General features: G+C 46.8%; 20 protein-coding genes and 1 pseudogene. 13 read left to right on the top strand and 8 right to left on the bottom strand.

Going from position 1 to position 20153, the window contains the following annotated elements; all coding sequences use genetic code 11:
- Positions 1–179 precede the first annotated feature (179 nt).
- Positions 180–386 (top strand): annotated as a pseudogene (locus QUB11_RS15835) (type II toxin-antitoxin system TacA family antitoxin); the annotation flags it as partial.
- A gap of 2 nt (positions 387–388) precedes the next feature.
- Here the strand turns inward: QUB11_RS15835 and QUB11_RS15830 are convergent.
- The gene (locus QUB11_RS15830) at positions 389–850 is read right to left on the bottom strand and encodes a hypothetical protein (RefSeq protein ID WP_333204143.1); all 462 of its coding nucleotides are present in this window, start codon (positions 848–850) and stop codon (positions 389–391) included.
- Between the two features lie 244 nt (positions 851–1094).
- Here QUB11_RS15830 and QUB11_RS15825 point away from each other — a divergent pair, with 244 nt between their 5' ends.
- The 7 genes from QUB11_RS15825 (at position 1095) to proB (ending at position 8554) form a co-directional block, all read left to right on the top strand.
- Positions 1095–2276 carry a F420-0:Gamma-glutamyl ligase gene (locus QUB11_RS15825; protein ID WP_333204249.1) on the top strand — a complete coding sequence of 394 codons (1182 nt, stop codon included), beginning with the start codon at positions 1095–1097 and terminating at the stop codon, positions 2274–2276.
- 191 nt (positions 2277–2467) lie between these two features.
- Entirely contained in the window at positions 2468–3793 is a 1326-nt protein-coding gene (locus QUB11_RS15820; protein ID WP_333204145.1) for a GNAT family N-acetyltransferase, read from the top strand.
- Positions 3794–4049: 256 nt separating this feature from the next.
- Positions 4050–4511 carry a Holliday junction resolvase RuvX gene (gene ruvX / locus QUB11_RS15815; protein ID WP_333204147.1) on the top strand — a complete coding sequence of 154 codons (462 nt, stop codon included), beginning with the start codon at positions 4050–4052 and terminating at the stop codon, positions 4509–4511.
- Between the two features lie 313 nt (positions 4512–4824).
- The gene (locus tag QUB11_RS15810) at positions 4825–5403 is read left to right on the top strand and encodes a DUF3727 domain-containing protein (protein WP_333105541.1); all 579 of its coding nucleotides are present in this window, start codon (positions 4825–4827) and stop codon (positions 5401–5403) included.
- Between the two features lie 247 nt (positions 5404–5650).
- Positions 5651–6775 (top strand): endolytic transglycosylase MltG, encoded by a 1125-nt coding sequence (gene mltG, locus QUB11_RS15805; RefSeq protein ID WP_333204149.1) that lies wholly within the window; start codon positions 5651–5653, stop codon positions 6773–6775.
- A gap of 149 nt (positions 6776–6924) precedes the next feature.
- Complete coding sequence (locus QUB11_RS15800) at positions 6925–7452, top strand: YqeG family HAD IIIA-type phosphatase (protein ID WP_333204152.1); 528 nt, start codon at positions 6925–6927, stop codon at positions 7450–7452.
- Positions 7445–8554 carry a glutamate 5-kinase gene (gene proB, locus QUB11_RS15795; protein ID WP_333204153.1) on the top strand — a complete coding sequence of 370 codons (1110 nt, stop codon included), beginning with the start codon at positions 7445–7447 and terminating at the stop codon, positions 8552–8554. The genes QUB11_RS15800 and proB overlap by 8 nt, the downstream gene beginning before the upstream one ends.
- A 1-nt stretch (position 8555) precedes the next feature.
- Here proB and QUB11_RS15790 read toward each other — a convergent pair whose 3' ends face one another.
- Entirely contained in the window at positions 8556–9314 is a 759-nt protein-coding gene (locus tag QUB11_RS15790; RefSeq protein ID WP_333204155.1) for a hypothetical protein, read from the bottom strand.
- 771 nt (positions 9315–10085) lie between these two features.
- On the opposite strand from QUB11_RS15790, the gene ndk reads away from it, so the two are divergent.
- Complete coding sequence (gene ndk / locus QUB11_RS15785) at positions 10086–10535, top strand: nucleoside-diphosphate kinase (RefSeq protein WP_333035325.1); 450 nt, start codon at positions 10086–10088, stop codon at positions 10533–10535.
- Positions 10536–10994: 459 nt separating this feature from the next.
- Here the strand turns inward: ndk and QUB11_RS15780 are convergent, their stop codons facing one another.
- Positions 10995–11741: a creatininase family protein gene (locus tag QUB11_RS15780; protein ID WP_333204157.1), complete on the bottom strand. Its 747-nt coding sequence runs from the start codon at positions 11739–11741 to the stop codon at positions 10995–10997.
- Between the two features lie 535 nt (positions 11742–12276).
- Between QUB11_RS15780 and QUB11_RS15775 the strand changes: the two genes are divergently transcribed.
- On the top strand, positions 12277–13017 hold the full coding sequence (locus QUB11_RS15775) for a response regulator transcription factor (protein WP_333391137.1): 741 nt from the start codon (positions 12277–12279) through the stop codon (positions 13015–13017).
- A 154-nt stretch (positions 13018–13171) separates the two neighbouring features.
- Here QUB11_RS15775 and QUB11_RS15770 read toward each other — a convergent pair whose 3' ends face one another.
- From QUB11_RS15770 to QUB11_RS15750, 5 genes are all read right to left on the bottom strand, one after another.
- Positions 13172–13342, bottom strand: coding sequence for a hypothetical protein (locus tag QUB11_RS15770; protein WP_333204158.1), 171 nt, complete (start codon positions 13340–13342; stop codon positions 13172–13174).
- Between the two features lie 51 nt (positions 13343–13393).
- Entirely contained in the window at positions 13394–14149 is a 756-nt protein-coding gene (locus tag QUB11_RS15765; RefSeq protein ID WP_333391135.1) for a 4'-phosphopantetheinyl transferase superfamily protein, read from the bottom strand.
- A 4-nt stretch (positions 14150–14153) separates the two neighbouring features.
- A complete protein-coding gene (locus tag QUB11_RS15760) occupies positions 14154–14333 on the bottom strand; it encodes a hypothetical protein (RefSeq protein WP_333391132.1) in 180 nt (59 codons plus the stop codon).
- Positions 14334–14372: 39 nt separating this feature from the next.
- A complete protein-coding gene (locus tag QUB11_RS15755; RefSeq protein WP_333391129.1) occupies positions 14373–15686 on the bottom strand; it encodes a dihydroorotase in 1314 nt (437 codons plus the stop codon).
- Positions 15687–15920: 234 nt separating this feature from the next.
- The gene (locus QUB11_RS15750; RefSeq protein WP_333391126.1) at positions 15921–17282 is read right to left on the bottom strand and encodes a histidine phosphatase family protein; all 1362 of its coding nucleotides are present in this window, start codon (positions 17280–17282) and stop codon (positions 15921–15923) included.
- Between the two features lie 215 nt (positions 17283–17497).
- On the opposite strand from QUB11_RS15750, the gene QUB11_RS15745 reads away from it, so the two are divergent.
- From QUB11_RS15745 to QUB11_RS15735, 3 genes are all read left to right on the top strand, one after another.
- Positions 17498–19090, top strand: coding sequence for a type II CAAX endopeptidase family protein (locus QUB11_RS15745; RefSeq protein WP_333391123.1), 1593 nt, complete (start codon positions 17498–17500; stop codon positions 19088–19090).
- Between the two features lie 350 nt (positions 19091–19440).
- Positions 19441–19653: a hypothetical protein gene (locus QUB11_RS15740; protein WP_333204170.1), complete on the top strand. Its 213-nt coding sequence runs from the start codon at positions 19441–19443 to the stop codon at positions 19651–19653.
- A 96-nt stretch (positions 19654–19749) separates the two neighbouring features.
- Complete coding sequence (locus QUB11_RS15735) at positions 19750–20097, top strand: NINE protein (protein ID WP_333204172.1); 348 nt, start codon at positions 19750–19752, stop codon at positions 20095–20097.
- The last annotated feature ends 56 nt before the right edge of the window (positions 20098–20153 follow it).

Raw genomic sequence — 20153 nt, 5'->3', positions numbered from 1 at the left:
CAAGTTACATCGTCAAATATTTTTAACTGGTTTACACACTGCTGTTATTGTACCTCATCTTTCTGAGAAAGGCTATATCTACCGTATTTTGTATGACTAAAACTACTAAATCGGAACCGTCAGCCCGATTGGAGGCTCGTATCAGTCCAGAGATTAAAGCCCTTTAACAAAAAGCCGCTGACTTAGAAGGACGTACCTTAACAGATTTCGTCATCGCCAGCGTTCAAGCAGTCGCTTCCAAAGTTATTGAACAGCACCAAAGACTGAAACTTGACCTTGACGACAGCGAGGCTTTCGTGAATGCCCTCCTGAATCCAACCCAGCCGAATCAAGCTCTCAAAGCAGCAGCTTTGCGCTACAAAAAAGTAAGGGTGGCAACTGATTGAAGCTAACAATAATTATGCTTTTTCAGGAACGCTTTCATTGCATCGGACAAAGGAGTCTCAACATGGAAATTTCCAAATTCATTAATAAACTTAGCCCATGTAGCTGATAGCAGCCCCTGTCTTCGCAAGTATGGATGCAACCAAATCCACTGGAGCGCGTAACCTGAAGAGCGAAGTCTAAAGCAGCACGCTCCAATACAGGGTACTTTAAATTCTTTGGAAAAGTGTTGAGCTTCCGGCTCAATCCAGAGAAATGCAACATGATTGGGGTCTGTTTCTTCGCCTTCATAACCGTACTGAACAAAATCATACTTAAACTCACGACGGAAAAACTGTGCTATGCGATAAACGGCTTTGCGATAGGTTTTGGGAGACTTGGCAGTTACCTTAATTGGATTAAATAGATGATTGCCACTGATTAAAGGGCAAACTATATCAGTAGCTTCAGGATTGATTGCACGCATTGATTCGATTTCGTGGGTTTGGTGTTTTTGAAACTGAATATATCAATTGTAATTGAGAAAACCTCTTTATATACTGCGGAAGCGACTGCAAGATTAATTCTCGGTGTTGTTAAAACCCGATCGCCCATCCCACTCTCCAACCCCAACCCCAACATCCCCCAAAACTTCAATTACTACCGGATCAGCGCTCAAAGTACCCGATATCGACTACAGTAAACACAAAATATTATTGGCGGTAATTAGAGTGATTGAGACTTTAGCAACAGGAGTCGCAGCAGCCGGTTCGCTGCTAGCATTGGGCGGGTTAGGCCTAGAGTTGAACTATCGCCGGACTGGAAGTGCAAATAAACTAGAACTAACAGCCGGAGAATGGCACTTAGCCATCTCCGAACCCAACCGCTATCTTTTAGTCGGGGAAATGGAGTTCCGCAACCTGACACAGCGGTTTGAGATTATGTTGCCGGAAGTGCGGGCACAGGTGAAACTGCTGTCAGACGGAAGTTTGGATGGCGTTACTTCCGAGACAAAGGTGATTCCTTGCCACAAAGACGCAGCAGCCAGAGCAGACGATTACTGGTTCGGCTATATTGTTAAAGCCCAAAAAAACACGAAAATCAAAGTTTCTGTAGACATTCAAGGGCAAGATTTAACCAAATTGCAGTCAGCTTGGGTGCAAATACATTACGTCACCTACGGCCCAGGCGGCCGCATCCCCAAAGTCCGTAACGTAGTAGTTCCCCTGCAATTTCCCAACTCGGAGACAGTACCTAATGCCCGAAATGTCGGAGTTGCCGAAGTTTTGCCGATTCGCACCCACATCCTGACGGAATTGGACAATCCCGTCGAAATTGTCAAGCGGTACGTGCTGCCGCGCGCCCAGAAAGGCGATATTGTCGCCCTGGCAGAAACTCCCCTAGCTTTGATGCAGGGACGCTATCGCCATCCCAGCGAAGTCAAACCCGGATGGGCGGCAAAGCGAGTGTGCTTGTTTTTCTTGCCGATGTCGAGTTTGGCCACGGCTTGCGGAATGCAGACGTTGGTTGATGTAGTAGGCCCTTGGCGCGTAGTAGCAGCATTTGCGATCGGCGCTGTGGCTAAAATATTCGGTAAACCGGGAGTCTTTTACCAACTTGCAGGGGAACAAGCCAGACTGATTGACGACGTTACCGGGACTTTGCCTCCCTTCGACCAATTTATTGTCCTAGGCCCGGACAATCCCCAGCAAGTTGTAGAAGAAATTCAACGAGAAACCGGACTTGCGGCGGCGATCGTAGACGCTAATGACTTGAAAGCAGTTAAGATATTAGCAGCGACCTCCGATTTATCGGTAACATTCTTAGAGCAAGCCTTGCGAAGCAACCCCGCCGGGAATGCTGACGAGCGAACACCGGTTGTTGTAATTCGACCTCTGCCACAGAAATCTTGAGTTGAAAACAGAAAATTAAAAATTCAAAAAGATGATTTGAAATTTTTAATTTTCGATCGCGCAAGAAAGGGAGAAGAATCAAAAGTTATAAGTTTTGAACTCAAAATTTACCCATTCAACACTCAAAACTTCTCTAACTCTTCCCCTTTCTGAATTTTTATTTTTAAATTTCCATTATCCACTTTTATGCTATGACTTCATTTCCCTCCCAAAACCAAAACCAGGTTGTGATTCGCCCGTTTCAGTATCGCGACATCGAGGTGATGGAACAACTGTGCGCGGAAACAGCCGAAGAGCCAGAAAACAGCAAGGGCGGAAGCTGCGACGTGGTACTAGGTAGAAAGTTGCAGCAGATTCGCCGCTGGTACGGACTACTAAAGATTTTTAGCTTGTTTCCCAACCCTTGTCAGTCCCTGTTCCGGGCCCACGTTGCCGAAGAAGAGGGGAAAGTTAAGGGCATAATTCAGATTTCTCCTTTCAACCGCACCCGCAGCACTTGGCGGATCGATCGCATAGGAGTAGACCCGGAAGCCCGCAGCAAAGGAATTGGTTCCATGCTGCTGCGGTACTGCTTTGAGGCAGTCTGGGAGGCGCGGACGTGGCTGTTGGAAGTGAATGTCGGCGACAAAACTTCCTTGGCTTTATATCGGCAAAACGGGTTTCAGCCTTTGGCCCAGATGACTTACTGGACGATCGCCCCAGAACGCCTGCAAGAAATGGCTTCCTCGACGCCAGATTTGCCCAACCTGCTGCCGGTGAGCAACGCAGACGCTCAGTTGCTATACCAACTGGATACCGCGTCTATGCCCCCGCTGGTGCGCCAAGTATTCGATCGCCACATTCAAGATTTCAAAACCAGTTTTTTCGGCGCTTTAGTCGAAGGTGTCAGACAGTGGCTGGCCAAAACCGAGGTAGTCAGCGGCTACGTGTTTGAACCGCAGCGCAAAGCCGCGATCGGCTATTTTCAGGTGCAGCTATCCCGCAATGGCCAGCAACCGCACGTCGCCCAGTTGACTGTACACCCGGCCTACACTTGGCTTTACCCGGAACTGCTGTCGCAGATGGCGCGCCTTGTTCAAGATTTCCCGATTCAAAGCCTGCAACTGGCTTCCGCTGACTATCAGCCGGAACGGGAAGCTTATTTAGAGCAATTTGGAGCAGTGCGCTTGGAACACAGTTTGCTGATGTCTCGATCGGTGTGGCACAAATTGCGCGAGTCCAAGTTGGTCTCTCTCGAAGGACTCCAGCTATCAGAAATGCTGCAAAGCTTCCAGCCAACTCGCAAACCCGTACCGGGCCGGATGTCCTGGCTCGGCCCGATGGCGGGGGAAGCCACAGCAGGGCCCGCATCCTCCGAGATTAAACCGCTGTTGGCTGACTCAGGAAACAGCCAAACGAATCAAGTTAACCCCTTGAACTTCCAGCATTCCGAATCATCGGCAACAGATATCAGCAGCATTTTGCCTCTAAAATTGCCCGAATTGCCTCTAGACGAAGGCTCCCAAGAGAAAAGTTAATACTTAATAGTGAAAAGCAGAAGGTAAAAGGTAAAAGGTATAAAAAATAGAATTAATCATCCAAAGAATTCATTTTTTCGGTCATAATCCCAAAATAACCCTTCTGCTTTTGATTATTGATATCAACCTAAGATTACCTATCTTCTTCTTACTTTATTCTCTTATTGCTTCGCGTCTTCGCGGTTCGTTAAATAAGATTATTTCCGCAAAAAAACAGTAAATCTAAAATCTAAAATCTAAAATTGCTTGATTGATAATGTCCAACGATAAATTATGGATTTCAGCTCTGGGATTAGATATCGGCCTCAAACGAGTCGGCATCGCCGGGTGTGACGGCACCGGTTTAATAGCTACGGGCATTACAACACTGGTACGATCGTCCTTTGATCGAGACGTAGCTTATCTCCGAGAACTCGTGCGAGAGCGGAGAGTGCAAATTTTAGTGGCAGGCTTGCCCTACTCCCTGAGCGGAGAATTGGGCGCCCAAGCCCGACAGGTGCAGAAATATGCCAATCGCATCGCCTCCGCCTTAGAGATCCCCCTAGAATACGTGGACGAGCGCCTGACTTCGGTTGAGGCAGAGGAATTGATGAAAGCTTCAGGGATTTCGCCGTCGCAAAATAATAAGGGTTCGATCGATCGCAAAGCAGCAGCCCTGATTTTGCAGCAGTGGCTAGACGAGCGGAGGCAAAATATCTCCGCCCCTCCCAATCCTTGATAGGTGGTAACAAAGGCGTGATATCCTGGTTGTGCAAGTTTGCTACGCACACCTGTAACCCTTGACAAACTGGAGAAAATTCTGCTGTACCCTTGGTACTGAAGAAGCACAAAATCGTGATTTGTCCTCAGTGTCGGTTGCTGACTCGACTGAGATTTAACCGCTGCACTCCTCGCCTGTGGAAAAGGCCGCGAGTCTCGCGGTTTAAGCTGGTGGACTGGCGATCGCCCACTTAGCCAGAATATCGCCACGAAAATTCCCAATTGTCAAGCCAACGTTACTGAATTATTGACGGAAAACTAAGATACACGCGATGTCCTCATCCCCATACCGCAAAAAAGAGAATGGCAATTCCAACGAAGAGTCCGTCACCCTGACGGATGAAGTTGGGCGATCGCTGACTTGCAACATAGAATATTCTATGAATCTCGAAGGTCAAGAATACGCTTTGCTGCTTCCGATTGACTCACCCGTAGAAATTTTTACCTGGCAGGGAGACGATACGGACGAAGCAGCAATTCCTGTAGAAGACGAGACCGAAATTGACAAAATTTTTGATACAGCTAGAGTTGTGCTGCAAGAGCAGAACTTGACCCTCCGACGCACGGCAGTGACGCTGACTGTGGTTGGCGAATTGCCGGAATTTCCCGAAGAGGATATGGCATCTGATGTCGATCCCGATGAGGAGTCGGAGTTCGAGGAGCTGATGTGGCTGACCAGCTTCTACCACGAAGAACAGGAATATGCGATTTATACGCCTCTAGACCCGTTCTTTATCTTGGCTAGAATGGATGACGACGGTAAGCCAGAATTGCTTTCGGAAGAAGAGTTCCAAAGGCTGGAACCGATGTTACCTATGCTGGAAGACCAGTTCTTTGACGAGCTTGATTAGATATTAATTGCAGGCACAAGCCCTGATGGCAAAAAGCAGAATTTTTTACTATTTTATAAAAAAGTAAACTGCTCGCCCGATCGAACTTTTTCGAGGTGGCCGCTTCTGCCTTCGCGATCGGGCTTTTGAATTGGGCCGCGTGAATTGGGTCTTTTAAAGGGCTTGTATTCGTAACTTTTCGGTCATCAATCGCAGGTCATCAGTCATTAGTCGCTAGTTACCCGCCGCTTATCCAAGACAACGGACTATGAATAAAGAACAAATGACAAAAGGCAGCGCGCGCGAGAGCCGAAAAGGTACTCCGCAAGCCTCTAAATGGTTGTTTTATCTGGCGTTGCTGCCGGCAATCTGGGGAGTTTGCGCTTGGCAGGGCTGGGCTTGGTGGAGCTGGGCTTCGGCGCCTCCTAAAATAGCTCAAACGTCAACTTCCCCGCCAGAGGATTCGGCTGTTTCGATCCAAATCCCGGAGGGTACTCCCAGTCAAAAAATCGGGCGGGATTTAGAGGCTGCGGGGTTGATTCGATCGAGCTCGGCATGGAATATGTGGGCCCGCTGGCTGACTCTGCAAAACCGCGAGGGAGGTTTTCAAGCAGGAACTTACCAACTGTCGCCGACTCAGCCTCTGAGTGCAGTTGCTGACAAAATTTGGAAGGGCGAAGTCGTACAGCAGAGTTTCACGATTCCCGAAGGGTGGTCGCTGCAACAAATGAGCACTTATTTTGAAGCGCAAGGTTTTTTTCCTGCTAAGGAGTTTATGGCGGCCGCGAGTCAAATTCCTTACGCTCAATACCCTTGGCTGCCGAGCGGCCTGCCTCATTTGGAAGGTTTTTTGTACCCGGATACTTATCAGCTAGACGGCGATAGAATTACTCCTCAAGCTGCGATCACACAAATGCTCACCCGTTTCGAGCAGACAGCTTTGCCGGTATATCAAAAAAATCAGAATAATACGAAGCTCTCTCTCAAAGAATGGGTGACTTTGGCGAGTATTGTAGAAAAAGAAGCTGTGGTTGCTTCCGAGCGGAACCGCATTTCTGGGGTATTCAACAACCGTCTGAAAAAGGGTATGCCCTTGGGTTCTGACCCGACGGTTGAATACGCCCTCGGCATTAGGCAAACGAAGGAAAAGCCTTTGACTTTCAAGCAGGTGGAAACACCTTCTCCTTACAATACTTACATCAATGTAGGGCTGCCGCCAACTCCGATCGCATCTCCGGGAATAGCAAGTCTGGAAGCGACTCTGACTCCTGAAAATACAGAATATCTGTATTTCATGGCGCGGTACGACGGCACTCACATTTTCAGTCGCACTCTGGCCGAACACAATGCTGCTGTGGCTCAAGTTGACCAAAAAGTGCGATCTACTCAATAGATGGGCAATGACTAATACAAAAGTAAAAAGTCAAAAGTAACGAAGGAAAAGCAATAATTATTCACTTTTGATTTTTTACTTTTTCAATCTTTAACTCCCAATTTCTTATTTCTCAATCTAAAATCTAAAATCTAAAATCTAAAATCATTATGACTTGGGGTAAACTACTACAGCCTGACTTAGTTCTAGGCGATTCAGTCATGAAGTTAACGGCTGATATTCTGGAGAAATATCAGATTAAAGGATTAGTGTTGGATGTGGACGAAACTCTTGTTCCCATTACGGCAATGAATGCTTCTCCTGAACTCAGCTTGTGGGTACAAGAAATTAAACCCGTAGTATCGCTATGGTTGGCAAGCAATAATTTAAGTCAAAATCGGATCGGTCGAATTGCTGAGTCTTTGAATCTACCGTACATCACTGGTGCAGCTAAGCCGTCCCGCCGCAAGTTGCGGAAAGCTGTGACGGCGATGAATTTGCCGGTGGAACAGGTGGCGATGGTGGGCGATCGACTTTTTACTGATGTTTTAGCAGGCAATCGTTTGGGTATGTTCACTATTTTAGTGGAACCAATGGTTGATGCTGGGTATGCGCTTCGCAAGTATCCGGTGCGCTCTTTTGAAGTGTGGGTTTCTCAAGCTTTGGGGGCATCTCTGAAAATTAAAGATCATGACTAAAACTATTGTTGTTAAAATTGGAACTTCGACTCTGACTCGATCGACTACCGGAAACTTAGCTCTTTCAACTATTGCTGCATTGGTCGAAATTTTAGCTGATTTGCGGCAGCAAGGCCATCGAGTAGTTTTGGTTTCTTCGGGTGCGGTTGGGGTTGGCTGCGCGCGCTTGGGTTTGACGGAACGCCCGCGAAATATCGCTCTGAAACAGGCTGTGGCGGCTGTGGGCCAAGGGCGACTGATGCGTGTGTACGATGACTTGTTTACTACTCTGCAACAGCCGATCGCTCAAGTATTGCTCACCAGGGGCGATTTAGTGCAGCGTAATGGTTATGTTAACGCTTGCAATACTTTTGGGCAACTGCTCAGGTTGGGCGTGATTCCGATCGTCAATGAAAACGATACAGTAGCGGTAGACGAGCTTAAATTTGGCGATAACGACACGCTTTCGGCGCTAGTAGCGAGTTTGGTAGAAGCAGATTGGTTGTTTGTGCTCACAGATGTCGATCGGCTGTATTCCGCCGATCCGCGCAGCAATCCAGACGCGCAGCCGATCGCCCTAGTCCAAAGTATGGCACAGCTCACAGAATTTCAGGTGCAAACAGGAGATTCCCGCAGCGGTTGGGGAACCGGCGGAATGGTGACAAAAATTGAAGCGGCGAGAATAGCAACTGCATCGGGAGTACGGACTGTCATCACTGACGGCTGCTTTCCTGGTAATATCGAGAAAATACTTAACGGAGAGTCGATCGGTACTCAATTCGAGCCTCAACCGCGCCCTGTAAACGCTCGCAAACACTGGATAGCTAACGTGCTAATTCCGGCCGGAAAACTATATTTAGATGCGGGTGCTGTCAAGGCAATTTCCCACGGCGGAAAATCGCTTTTAGCTGCGGGTATTGCTCAAGTAGAAGGAGAATTTCAAGCTGATGATTCCGTGCAGTTGTGCGACGCAGCCGGCAAGCAAATTGCTAGAGGACTTGTGAATTATAGCAGTTTAGAATTGAGACAAATCCAGGGCTGCAAGTCCGAGAAAATTGCTGAGATTTTAGGCTATGCAGGCGTAGAAACGGCGGTACACCGAGATAATTTAGTGATTGTTTAAATTAACAAATATCGAGACTGTCGATCGGGCAATGAGCGAAGGTAGAAATTGAGGATATTTGCAGCACAGTCTTGCAAGAATTTGTTTTGCTGTGTCGGAACAGCTCGTTCATCGCTTCTGTAAACAGTTCAAATACATTTTGTGCTAATTCTAAAGCTGCTTGGCATTCCGCATTAGTAAGTTTAATCTCTGCTAAAACTTCCAACATCTCTGGCGTGTTTAAAAGGTGATAATTTTCTAAACCCCCATAACCTCCTCCAAAATCAACAGATTCTTTTTGGTTAATTTGCTGTAATTCCATTACCACTGCTAGCGCCGCCTCAAAAAAAACTTGGGCAGTTCCTTCGAGGACTTCCACTAACACCAGTTTCTGAATGGGAGAAGCTTTCCAAGCGTAGCGTTCCAGCACTGAACATAGCGATCGAGTTTTTTTAGTTTCTTCACCCCAAAGCAGCCTGAAATCGCCGTAACTCATTAATTGGTTTAAGCCCAGTTCCTCTAGATATTCTAGATAGTCGTGCCAGTAATAGTTTTTTTTATAAGTATATTTATTAATTAGTTCCTGAACTTTGCTATTACTAGAAGATTCTCGCAATACATATTTATTTAAATCGCTCAACCCCACAGCCAAAGGAGCGAGTACAGGTGCAAAAATTAGTCGTTGATTCGCGTGAATGTGTTTGTTGGCTAGAAAGTCAAACAAGGGCAATTTGGCAAATTCTTGCTTTTTGGGTTCAATGAATGCTACAATGGCTTTCATACTTTTTTCGCCTGAATAGTTGCTGTTAATATCATCTTCATACATCTGTTAATTATCTATATTTTCGAGCCTAAATAATTGTGTTTATTATCATACATATTTGTATTTGAGATCATAGGTAAGAGTGTTGGCAATCACAGGAAATTGTGACTTGTATCATATTGTGCCAGAAGATCGAGCATCTTGTTCGCTAGAGATAAAATGTTCTACTTTTAGATTGCATATTTCGGGCGTTGCTCACAGCCACCCCACAAGACTTTGATTATTTCTTTACAGATCATTTAAAGACTGATTAGCTTATCTAGGCAAGTAAGCATCCTATTCGCACTCCTAAAAAAATGCTTTTTACAAAATCCAGGGGAGCCATGCAAATCAGTCCTCGACACATAGGGGTCTAGAAACCGGGTTTCTTCGCAGATTCCTCGCTGGTAAACCCAGATTTCTCGTAGAAACCCGGTTTCTTTAACCCTTGCTTTTATTGCTTCTTCCCTCTTTTCTCTTCCCTCTTCTTATTCCTTATTCCTTCTTCCTTCGGCCATAGGGAGCATCTCATATTTGTAAAAACACTTCTTCTTCCTCCTTCCTTCTGACTCTTTCCTCCTGACTCCTGGCTCCTGGCTCCTAACTTCAATTTCTAGCTGGGCGGCAAAAGTGAGATGCTCCCCGGCCATAAGTCTCAAAATGACAATTTCCAATTCTCAGAATTGCCTTTAGGTGCGTTCTGAGTTACTCTATCTTTTGGATCAGTTAACACAATTATAGGAGTTAATCTTGGAACGGACTTTTTTAGCAATTAAGCCCGACGGCGTACAGCGCGGACTCGTCGGTGAAATTATCGGTCGTTTTGAAGCCAAGGGCTTTAAGCTAGTTGGCATGAAGTTGATGACGGCGAGTCGCGAACTAGCGGAACAACATTATGATGTTCACAAAGAAAAACCATTCTTTGCAGGATTGGTAAACTTTATCACTTCAGGCCCTGTAGTGGCGATGGTGTGGGAAGGCGACGGCGTTGTGGCGTCGGCGAGAAAAATCATTGGCGCAACAAATCCTCTGAATGCAGAACCGGCGACAATTAGGGGCGATTTTGCCGTCAATGTCGGCCGTAATCTGATTCACGGTTCTGATGCTGTCGAGACTGCCCGTGCGGAAATTAGCCTTTGGTTCAAGGAAGAAGAATTGAGTGCTTGGACACCTTGTTTAACTCCTTGGATTGTGGAATAGTTTTGATATTCTCCCGGTGGTTAATCGGGAGATATAGCCTTTTTCAGATAGATGATATCGATTCCGGTTGCACCGTCCGTGATTGTTGACTGTTGACTGTTGAATGTTGACAGTTGACAAGGGAAATATTTTACACCTAATTTCCACCTCCCAGATTCATCTGTGGAGTCAATTCTAAAATCTAAAATCTAAAATCTAAAATCTAAAATCGACTGACTGTTGACTGTTGACTGTTGACTGTTGACTCGATGTTAAAAAAATGAAAATTGCGCGAATTATTTATTGGCAGCTTGATTAGACTTTAATCCCGACGAGGAAGCGCGGATTTGATATCATTCCGGTGCAGCCGGAATTGATATGAAATATCATGTCGCTGACTCACTCATAAGCGTAAAATATAGAAGAGTTTGAGATTTATTCTCGTTACCAGGAGCTTCCTGATAACGAGAATAAAAAACGTTAATCAGAACTTAAAAACTCCAAATAATTATTAGTCAATTCTTTGACTGCTAATTCGTAAAACTGCTGACCGTGTTCGGGGGTTGCTAAGCCGGGATTTGAACCCATTCTCCCGTCGGGAAATCGGCGGCGGAAGTCAGCAGCACCGAAAATTTTGTGCCCGGAAGCGACTTCTTCCGAAAGCGGAGCTTGCTTGATTGCTTCTGGATAAAGGTACTGGGTTAAGGCGATTTCGCTGGGGGTGGCGTGGGAACCTTCTTGGTTTCCGTATAATTCTTTTGCGAGTTTGTAGACTGAGCCGCACATAAACCAGTTGCCGATTTGACACTGGATTTTATCGGCATTCGGCAAATTTAAGTCCGACAAATGCGCGTATGTCTCGGAAAAGGCTGCTTTCATGGTGGCAATGTTGCCACCATGACCGTTAATGAAGAAATATTTCTCAAATCCCGCTTTTGCCAAAGATGTGATATAATCCCTGATTACCAGTATTAGCGTCTGCGGTCGGAGGCTGATTGTGCCGGGAAAGCTGGTGTGGTGCAAAGCCATCCCGACATTAATTGTCGGGCCGATTAAGGCATTGGCAGCTTCGCCGACACCGCGGGCGATCGCCTCGGCAGCAATGGCGTCCGTGCCGATCAAGCCGGTGGGCCCGTGCTGTTCGGTGGAGCCGATCGGGATAATTATGCCTCGGGAGCTTTCGAGATAAGCTTCTACAAGAGGCCAGGTACTCAAATGCAGCAACATGATAGGCAGTCTACAGAATTTTTACTTACTATCGTCGATCGTAGCCGGCACGGGAAGAATAAGGAATTTGGAGCAACTTATTATTGTATTCTTAAAAAAAGCTCTTAAAGTGCGATCGCAACTTTACCGTTATATTACTTAACGTTAATAATTTAACCAATTGATTACCAAAATTTTACCTTTTAATAACCTTTTAAGAGTAGTATAACAAGCATCTCCCTATAGATTGGGTGTTATGTGGTCAATTAACAGCGGGCAATGTTTTATGAAATTAACACCGACCCCGAAAAATGACCAGACTTCTGTGGCCTGGACCCAGGCAGACAGCGCGGCTCCGGCAACTGCTCTACGGTTGTATTCCTTGCATGAGCAAGTAGCAAAGGTCGAGCGCGTGTCTGTGGGATGGACTGGCGAAGGATTCTAAGCGATCGAACTTTCTGGCGATCGTACAAGCGATCGCAGCGCGAGAGTACCTCAGCTACTGAAGAAGGTACCTCGCGCTAGCCACATACAAACATCACTCCCACTGATATTTATGTCTTCTGCTGAATTAAGCGAATGTCCTTCAAGGTTGGCTGTTGGACAAGCCGGCCGTATCTTGTTATTGGAAGGTGAAGACCTGTTGCGGGAAATGCTAGCTTTAGCCCTTAAAGAACAGGGCTATGAGGTGGTGGTTACTAGCGACGGGCGTAACGCTCTACCTTCTGTACAGGCTGCTTCGTCATACCACGGTGAATTTGCCTTTAACCTGTTAATTATGGATTCAATTAACGGTTTGGATCTGTGTCGAATGTTACGGCATCAAGGAAATCCCGTCCCTATTTTGATTATCGGTGCTAGAGGAAGCGCCAACAATTGCGCTTTTTACCTCGAAGCCGGATCGGATGATTATCTGACCAAGCCTTTTGGAATGCGGGAGTTTATCGCTCGCTGTCGGGCGCTGATGCGGCGCCAGCGCCTCAGTCGGTTACCGGAACCGAGGACGCTGCAATATAAGAGCATAACTCTGTATCCTGAAGAGTGCCGCGTGTTGGTTCGTGGTCTGGAAGTGAAATTTTCTCCTAAACAGTTTCGCTTACTAGAACTATTTATGAGTTATCCCCGGCGAGTTTGGTCTCGCGATCAGTTGCTGGAAAAAATTTGGGGTCAAGATTTTATCGGAGACAGCAAAACAGTTGACGTTCACATCCGCTGGCTACGCGAAAAGTTGGAAATCGATCCGGGCCAACCGGAATATATCATTACGGTACGCGGGTTTGGCTATCGATTTGGTTAAATTATTAAATCAGTTGTAGGGTGGCAAATTGCAGTCGAATAGACAAATAAGGACACAAAAATGTTGTGTCCTTATTTGTCTATGGAGGGTGTGCAACACAATAGCTTGGATGTGCAACCAGTAGATATCTTCCAGCGACTGTTGCCGTTCTCTTTTACCCGCTCGCGATCGCTATAAACTCACATCTTGCACCATTTTCAAGAACAGGCAAGATGCCTGTTCCACAAAGAGTGAATTTTCTTGTGGAACAGGCATCTTGCACCATTTTCAAGAACAGGCAAGATGCCTGTTCCACAAAGAGTAAATTTTCTTGTGGAACAGGCATCTTGCCTGTTCATAAAAGCTTATTGAGAATGGTGCAACATCTCAGTATAAATCAAAACTCCCCTGTCCACTGCCAACAATGAAGTTTCGAGCAATCTCCTGCAACCGCAACAGCCGCCACCATATCTGAAGAGGGAGTTAATTCCATTAGAGACCATCTCGATGCTTCTTCGGGGTTGTCTTCAACATTTAACAGCGCTGCAGGTTCTCCTGGTGCGAGGCTGACATCAAACTGATTCAGGGGAATAGAAAGTCCTTTACCAACTGCTTTGATATAGGCTTCTTTGCGAGTCCAGCAGGTGAAAAAAGCGCGGGGTTGGATCTGTTCAGGGAGCGAACGCAACACAGAATTTTCTAATGGTGAAAAAAACTTTTCAGCAATTTCCAGGCAAGGAAAGTTGGGATTTATTCCTTCAACATCGACACCAATATCTCGATTTTTGGTAATAGCAACTAGAGCCAGGCTCCCTGAGTGAGACAAATTGAAACGCAGGGTATTTCCACCTTGGGTGGCGATGAGAGAGGGTTTGCCGTAGGGATTGTAGTCAAAGCGCAAAATGTGAGGATTTATGTTAAGATAGCGACTCAGAATCGCTCTGAGTGCGCCACGACTCACAATAAATTGCGATCGACCTTTGGGAAAGTGAAAACCCTCGGCTTTTGTCCGCTCGTCGGTAGAGAGAGTCTCTTGTAAACTCTCCAAGCAAGATTCTGTTTGAGCCAGAGAGACGCGCCAAACATGAATTTCGCCCAGATCCAATGTCAGGTTTTGCGGTGGGGACTTCCACGAATCAAAAGCAGCAATCATGTATTTATCTTCTTTTCTGAGTCACCTCATCCAGCATTCCCAGAAACAGGCAAGATGCCTGTTCTACTTTGAGAAACAGGCAAGATGCCTGTTCTACTTTTGTTCTACTTTGAGAAACAGGCAAGATGCCTGTTCTACTTTGAGAAACAGGCAAGATGCCTGTTCTACTTTGAGAAACAGGCAAGATGCCTGTTCTACAACAGATGAATTTTAATCGCAAGGGTTAATTAATCCAGGTTTGTACAACTTTTCCTGCTAATTGCTGTCCCAACCAAGGCGTATTTGCCGATCGCGACTTCAGACTTTGCCCGTCAACAGTCCAACTCATTTGCGGGTCGAACAAAATCAGCTCAGCAGAGACTCCCGGTGCAACCGTGGCGGGGGTTTGCCCGATACAAACGGCCGGCCCGGTACTCAACACTCGCCACAGTTCTAAAGCCGAAAAATCGCCAGTTTCTACCAGTCCGTGCCACAGTAAAGGCAAAGCTAATTCCAAGCCGATCGCCCCGGGCGGACTATCAGCAAAAGCCACAGTTTTCTCCTCATAAGTATGCGGGTTGTGGTCGATCGCGATCGCATCAATTACACCATCTTTCACAGCTTGAATCAGCGCTAATTGGTCGCTGAGATTGCCCAACGGCGGTTCTAGGTGTAAATTCGGATCGTAGGCCAACGAAGCAGTCAGAGCATTTTTCCCGCCGGAATCTTGAGAGTTTCCTGAAAGTGCCCCGACATTCAACAGCAAGTGCATCCAAGTCACACTCGCAGTCACCGGCAAACCTCGCGCCTTCGCATCTCGAATCAATTCCACGCTGCGCGCCGTAGAAACGCGCATAATGTGAACCGGAGTGCCCGCAGATGCCACCAACTCCAGGATTGCCGCCAAAGCCGAAGTTTCCGCACTCGCCGGAATTCCCGGTAAACCCAAGCGCACCGACACCGCACCCTCCCGCGCCGCGCCTTTTCCTGCCAAAGTTCGATCGCACGGCCACAAAGCCACCGACTTGCCCAAAGGCTTGATATACTCCAGCAAACGCCTCACCAGAGCCGGATTAGACAGCGGCAAACCGTCCGCAAAACCCACCACTGCACAGGAGGCCAGCTCGCCCAACTCGGCCATCTGCTGACCTTTAACGCCCGCTGTCAGCGCTCCCCAAAAATACAAGCGGGGCTGCCCGGGCGGCAAATTGCGGATATGTTGCTGCAATAATGCTAAACCGGCCAAATTGTCAACAGGTGGCGAGGTATCCGGCAAAATCGCCACTCGCGTAAAACCGCCAGCCGCAGCAGCCTGCATCAAAGATTCCAGGGTTTCCCGATCCTCAAAACCCGGTTCTCCGCTGTGACTGTAGATATCAGTTAACCCCGGCCCCAAAATCAGTCCCTGGCAATCCCGCACTTCCGTGTCAGCGGGAAACTCAGCAATTTTTTCCTCAACTGCTTTGATATTACCTTCGGTAATTAGAATATCAGCGATGCGATCGCTCCCTGAAACTGGATCTAGCACTCGTACATTTTGTAGCAGTTCGCGGCTCATATAACAGAAGGAAGTTCGGCAACGGATTATGTAACGGATGTAACGGATGTAACGGATGTAAAGGATAGAAAGAAGAAGGAAGAAGGAAGAAGCAATCCAGCGCATTAGTTTCAGGAATTAAGAACTTCCTAAGCGTCGGGCGCGGTTGTTATCAAAATTCAAACTTTTTTCAGGCGCGAACCCGTAGCGGTGGGCGTTCCTTCCGCTACGGGTTCGCGCTCAGCACTTTACTAATTAGAGTGCTCCGGCTGCTGTTTTGTCAAAAACGCCGCCGCTCAAATGAGTTGTGACATTCATCGCTTGTAATACCGGCAAACCATCGGGGCCGTGGGGATAATCAATCACGCTAACGGCTCCGTTTCCTTGTTTGAACTTCCAGAAATGTTCTGGTTCCAAACCGAATAGGTGGCAGAGAATTGCTTTGTTAATGGCATCGTGAGCAACGACAATCCCAGTACCAGAAACAGATTGTACAATTTCTTGCCAAGCTGCGATCGCTCTCTGCCAAACTTGCTGCAAATTCTCTCCTTCGGGCATTTGGACTTTTTCAGGAGATGTTTTCCATTCCTGTAGCAAACCCGGATAGGATTGTTCGATTTCTGATTCAAATTTTCCTTCCCAAAGTCCGTGGCTAATTTCTCTCAAGTCGTCGCGGAGTTCTAGTTGCAAACCGCCGTGATGTTGGAGAATAATTTCCGCAGTTTCTTTCGGGCGCAGCATCGAACTGCTAATCGCAAAATCTAATTTTACATTCTTGAGAAATTCTGCTGCCCGCCGGGATTGTTCGCGGCCGTTATCGTTGAGAGGTACGTCTATTTGCCCCTGAAATTTACCTGCTTTATTCCAGTCGGTTTCGCCGTGACGCACCAGCAACAAGCGGGGGCCTTGGTGTCCGTCCCTCGGTTTGGGAAAAATTTCCCCGGTATGGGAAGTTAAATTCACTGACTCTAATTGAACTGAAACTTTCTTTTTTTGCTCTTCAAGTGCGTCGTTGGTAACAGGGGAAGTTCCAAAATTAATTACGCTAATTCCGCAATTTGACTGTTGGATTGATTGATAGTAATCCGGGGTAATTTCTGATGCTGTGGCGATGAGAGCGCGGTTGATTCCGTTGTGACCTACTACTAGAATTGTGCCGTCTTGGTGGCGCGATAAAAGTTCTTGCCAAAAATGACGGGCGTTAGCAAAAACGGCTAATACGGGAAAGTGTTCGATTTCTCCGTCAGCAGATGGCAGTTTCATGGAAAATTTGTCTGGCTGTTTTTGCCACTGCTGATATGCTTCGGGGAATTTGTCTATAGCATCTTGGCGCAACATTCCTTCCCACAGAGGCAAATCGATTTCCATCAAATTATCAGTTGGCTGAAGTTGTGGCGGATTTGTCAAGCGCGACAGGATGATTTCCGCTGTTTCTTTGGCTCGTTGCAGGGGACTGGTATAGGCGGCATCAAAGGCGATACTGCTGAGTGTGTCGCCTACTTGCTGGGCGGCGCTGCGGCCTGCTTCTGTCAAAATTGATTTATCGAGGCGGCCTTGGATGCGGCGTTCTTGATTGTATGTGCTTTTGCCGTGACGGACTAAGATAATGCGAGTCATTCGATTTTAGATTTTAGATTTTAGATTTTAGATTTAGCCTGTTACCGCGCTTCGGGTGCGGGGTGCACGCCTTACCCAGTCTTCGGGTGCGAGGCGAGTCAAAAAGATGAGCCAGTGAAATTTTACCAGTTGTCGGGATACTCTCGTCTGCAACGACCTATGATTAAAGACGGAAAAGACTTAGCCACGGATTCGCGCGGGACGGAAAAGCAGTAATGACACTGAAGCGGGTTATTTTAGGTATTTTAACGGCGATCGCGATCGCCATGGTCGGTTTATCTTTACTTGCTAGTTGGAATCAGCCGCAAATTCAAAGTCGGCTGGAACTCTACCAGACAAATTTGCTGCTGCACGCCTCGGAGTGGCAAGGAGAAAATAATCAGAGTGCTAATTTAAGTTCGGCGCGCAACAATATTGTCGGTGCAGATCCTTTAAATACGGCTTTGACGCAATATCAAGAAGCGCGAGACTCGACTCGCAAAACTCTCGAAACAACTCAAGCACAAGTTAAAGAAATTCAGTCTGCCATCGCCTCTAAGTCTGATGATAATACTCTGAGTTTGGCTCAAAATAAGGCGGTGTCAGAGTCAATCAAGCAACAGTCAGTGCTGCTAAACGAACTTGACTTGCGCTTAGGAATTTTGCAGGCAAGCAGTGGCAAAACTGAGGCGGCGCTTCAAACTTGGAAAAATTTAGTTGAGCGCTACCAAACTAAAATTGATGACGATTCTTCGGTGGAAACTGCTCAAGTTTTAACAGGAATTTGGAGCAATCCGGCTCAACTGCTGCCGGATGCCGAGCCGCGCATTCAAAAGTCTTTGGAGGGCTGGTTTCGCTATCGCGCTCTAGCTCAACTTTACAAGCTGCAAGAACGTTCTAAAGACGTGGTGGCGCTGCAAGCAGCAGAGCAAGCAACGGCAGAGCAAGCTGTAGAAAAGTTGGCAATTATAGTTGGCGTTCCGGCGATCGCACTTTGTATTGGTACGGTTTTGCTGGTTGGCTTGACAGTGCAGTGGTTGTTGCAGCGAAAGCAGTTAGATACAGCAGGTTCCGGCCCTGTGTTGGCGCGAAATGCGAGCTTGACTTGGGATGTGCCTTGGGACGGTGAGATTGTTTGGCAGGTGCTTGTGGTCGGCTTTTTCTTTGTCGGGCAAATCTTGATTCCCTATTTGTTGCTGCCTGTTTCTCTGGCGGTTTTAAAACTCAATCCTGCTACTTTTGACCCGCGCGACAAGGCTTTTTATATCTTTGCTACTTATTTGTTGCTGTCGGCTGGGGGGCTTTCGGTACTGTATTTTTCGGTCAAGTCTTTTTTGCCTTTGCCGGAAGGTTGGTTTCGGATTAATTGGCGGGGAAATTGGTTTTTGTGGGGATTTGGTGGCTATTTTGTTGCTTTGCCTTTGGTAGTTTTGGTGTCGCTGATCAATCAGCAATTCTGGCAGGGACAAGGTGGCAGTAATCCGATTTTGCCTATCGTTCTTGAAGGTAGGGACAACGTGGCTTTGGTGGTGTTTTTCGGCACTGCTGCGATCGCGGCTCCGGTTTTTGAGGAAATCGTGTTTCGAGGCTTTCTGCTGCCTTCTCTGACTCGCTATTTGCCTGTTTGGGGGGCGATCGCTGCTTCTGCTTTCTTGTTTGCTGTGGCTCACTTGAGTGTCTCTGAGATTCTGCCTTTGGCGACTTTGGGTGCGGTTTTGGGCTTTGTGTACACGCGCTCGCGCAATCTCCTGGCTCCTATGCTTCTCCACAGTCTTTGGAACAGCGGTACTCTCCTGAGTCTGTTTCTTTTGGGCGGCGGCGCGAGTTAATTTGGGGGGTTGTTAATAATTGTGAATTAACCTTGTTTTTTTGACAGCGATCGTCTGGGCGATCGACAAGGGCAAAAACAGCAGTAGGCTGCTCGATGCGCCCTAATCTCTAGTTCGGTAAAATAACCGGAACTCCCATAGGGGCGGGTTCAGCTTCATCTGTAATATTAGTCACAGATCCCGATCTACCCGCCCCAGTTCCTTACTTTAGCGGAAAAAGCTGGTTTAAAATGGAAGTAATATCTTGTCGGCTGATGATTGAGAGACTGGCGCGGGCGATCGCACCAAACGGAAGTTGACAATCCGGCTAATTTATAGCTAAATTTTTATTTAGGATGAGGCTTAAACCCATGAGCAATTTGAACAGCCGTAATTTAGAGGGAACGCCGAGTTGGATGCGTTTCGCACCCTACGCAGCCTTGGGCCTTTTAATATTTTCTCTCAATTCAGGCAGCGAACTCAATTATTTCTTGAGAGGCTACTTGGTGATTATACAGGCTCAAGTCGGTATAGTTCTGCTGTATTTTGCGATGTCTAAGTTTCGCAAAAACCCCAATAAATGAGTAAAAATTAGTAAGATTACTTATGTCGATCGTTAAAGGTAGAGATTTAAAGGTCGATCGCGGAACTTAAAATAAAAAAAACAGGGGAAAGTAAAAATGGTAAAAGATAAAACCGTAGCAGTTGTGTTAGCTTTCTTTGTAGGAGGTTTCGGAGTTCACAAATTTTATTTGGGCAATAACTTAGCAGGGGTATTATACTTGCTATTTTCTTGGACATTAATTCCATCAGTGATCGCATTTTTCGATTTTATCGGCCTGCTGCTGATTTCGGAACAAGCTTTTCAGGTTCAGTACAATGGCGGCACGTTGCCGTCGGGGTATGCCCTCAGAGCGGCAAAAGATGTAACCGGGGCGATCGGCGAATTGAAAAAACTTTACGATATGGGCGCAATTACGGCCGAAGAATATGAGGAAAAACGCCAAAAACTGTTGCGAGAATTGTAATTAAGAAGGAAGTTCGGCAACGGATTATGTAACGGATGTAACGGATGTAACGGATG

It is taken from the genome of Microcoleus sp. B6-A1 (genome assembly GCF_036705085.1).
Classification (GTDB): domain Bacteria; phylum Cyanobacteriota; class Cyanobacteriia; order Cyanobacteriales; family Microcoleaceae; genus Microcoleus.
The sequence above is the reverse complement of the archived record's forward strand: the minus strand, read 5'-3'. Positions and strand labels throughout refer to the sequence as shown.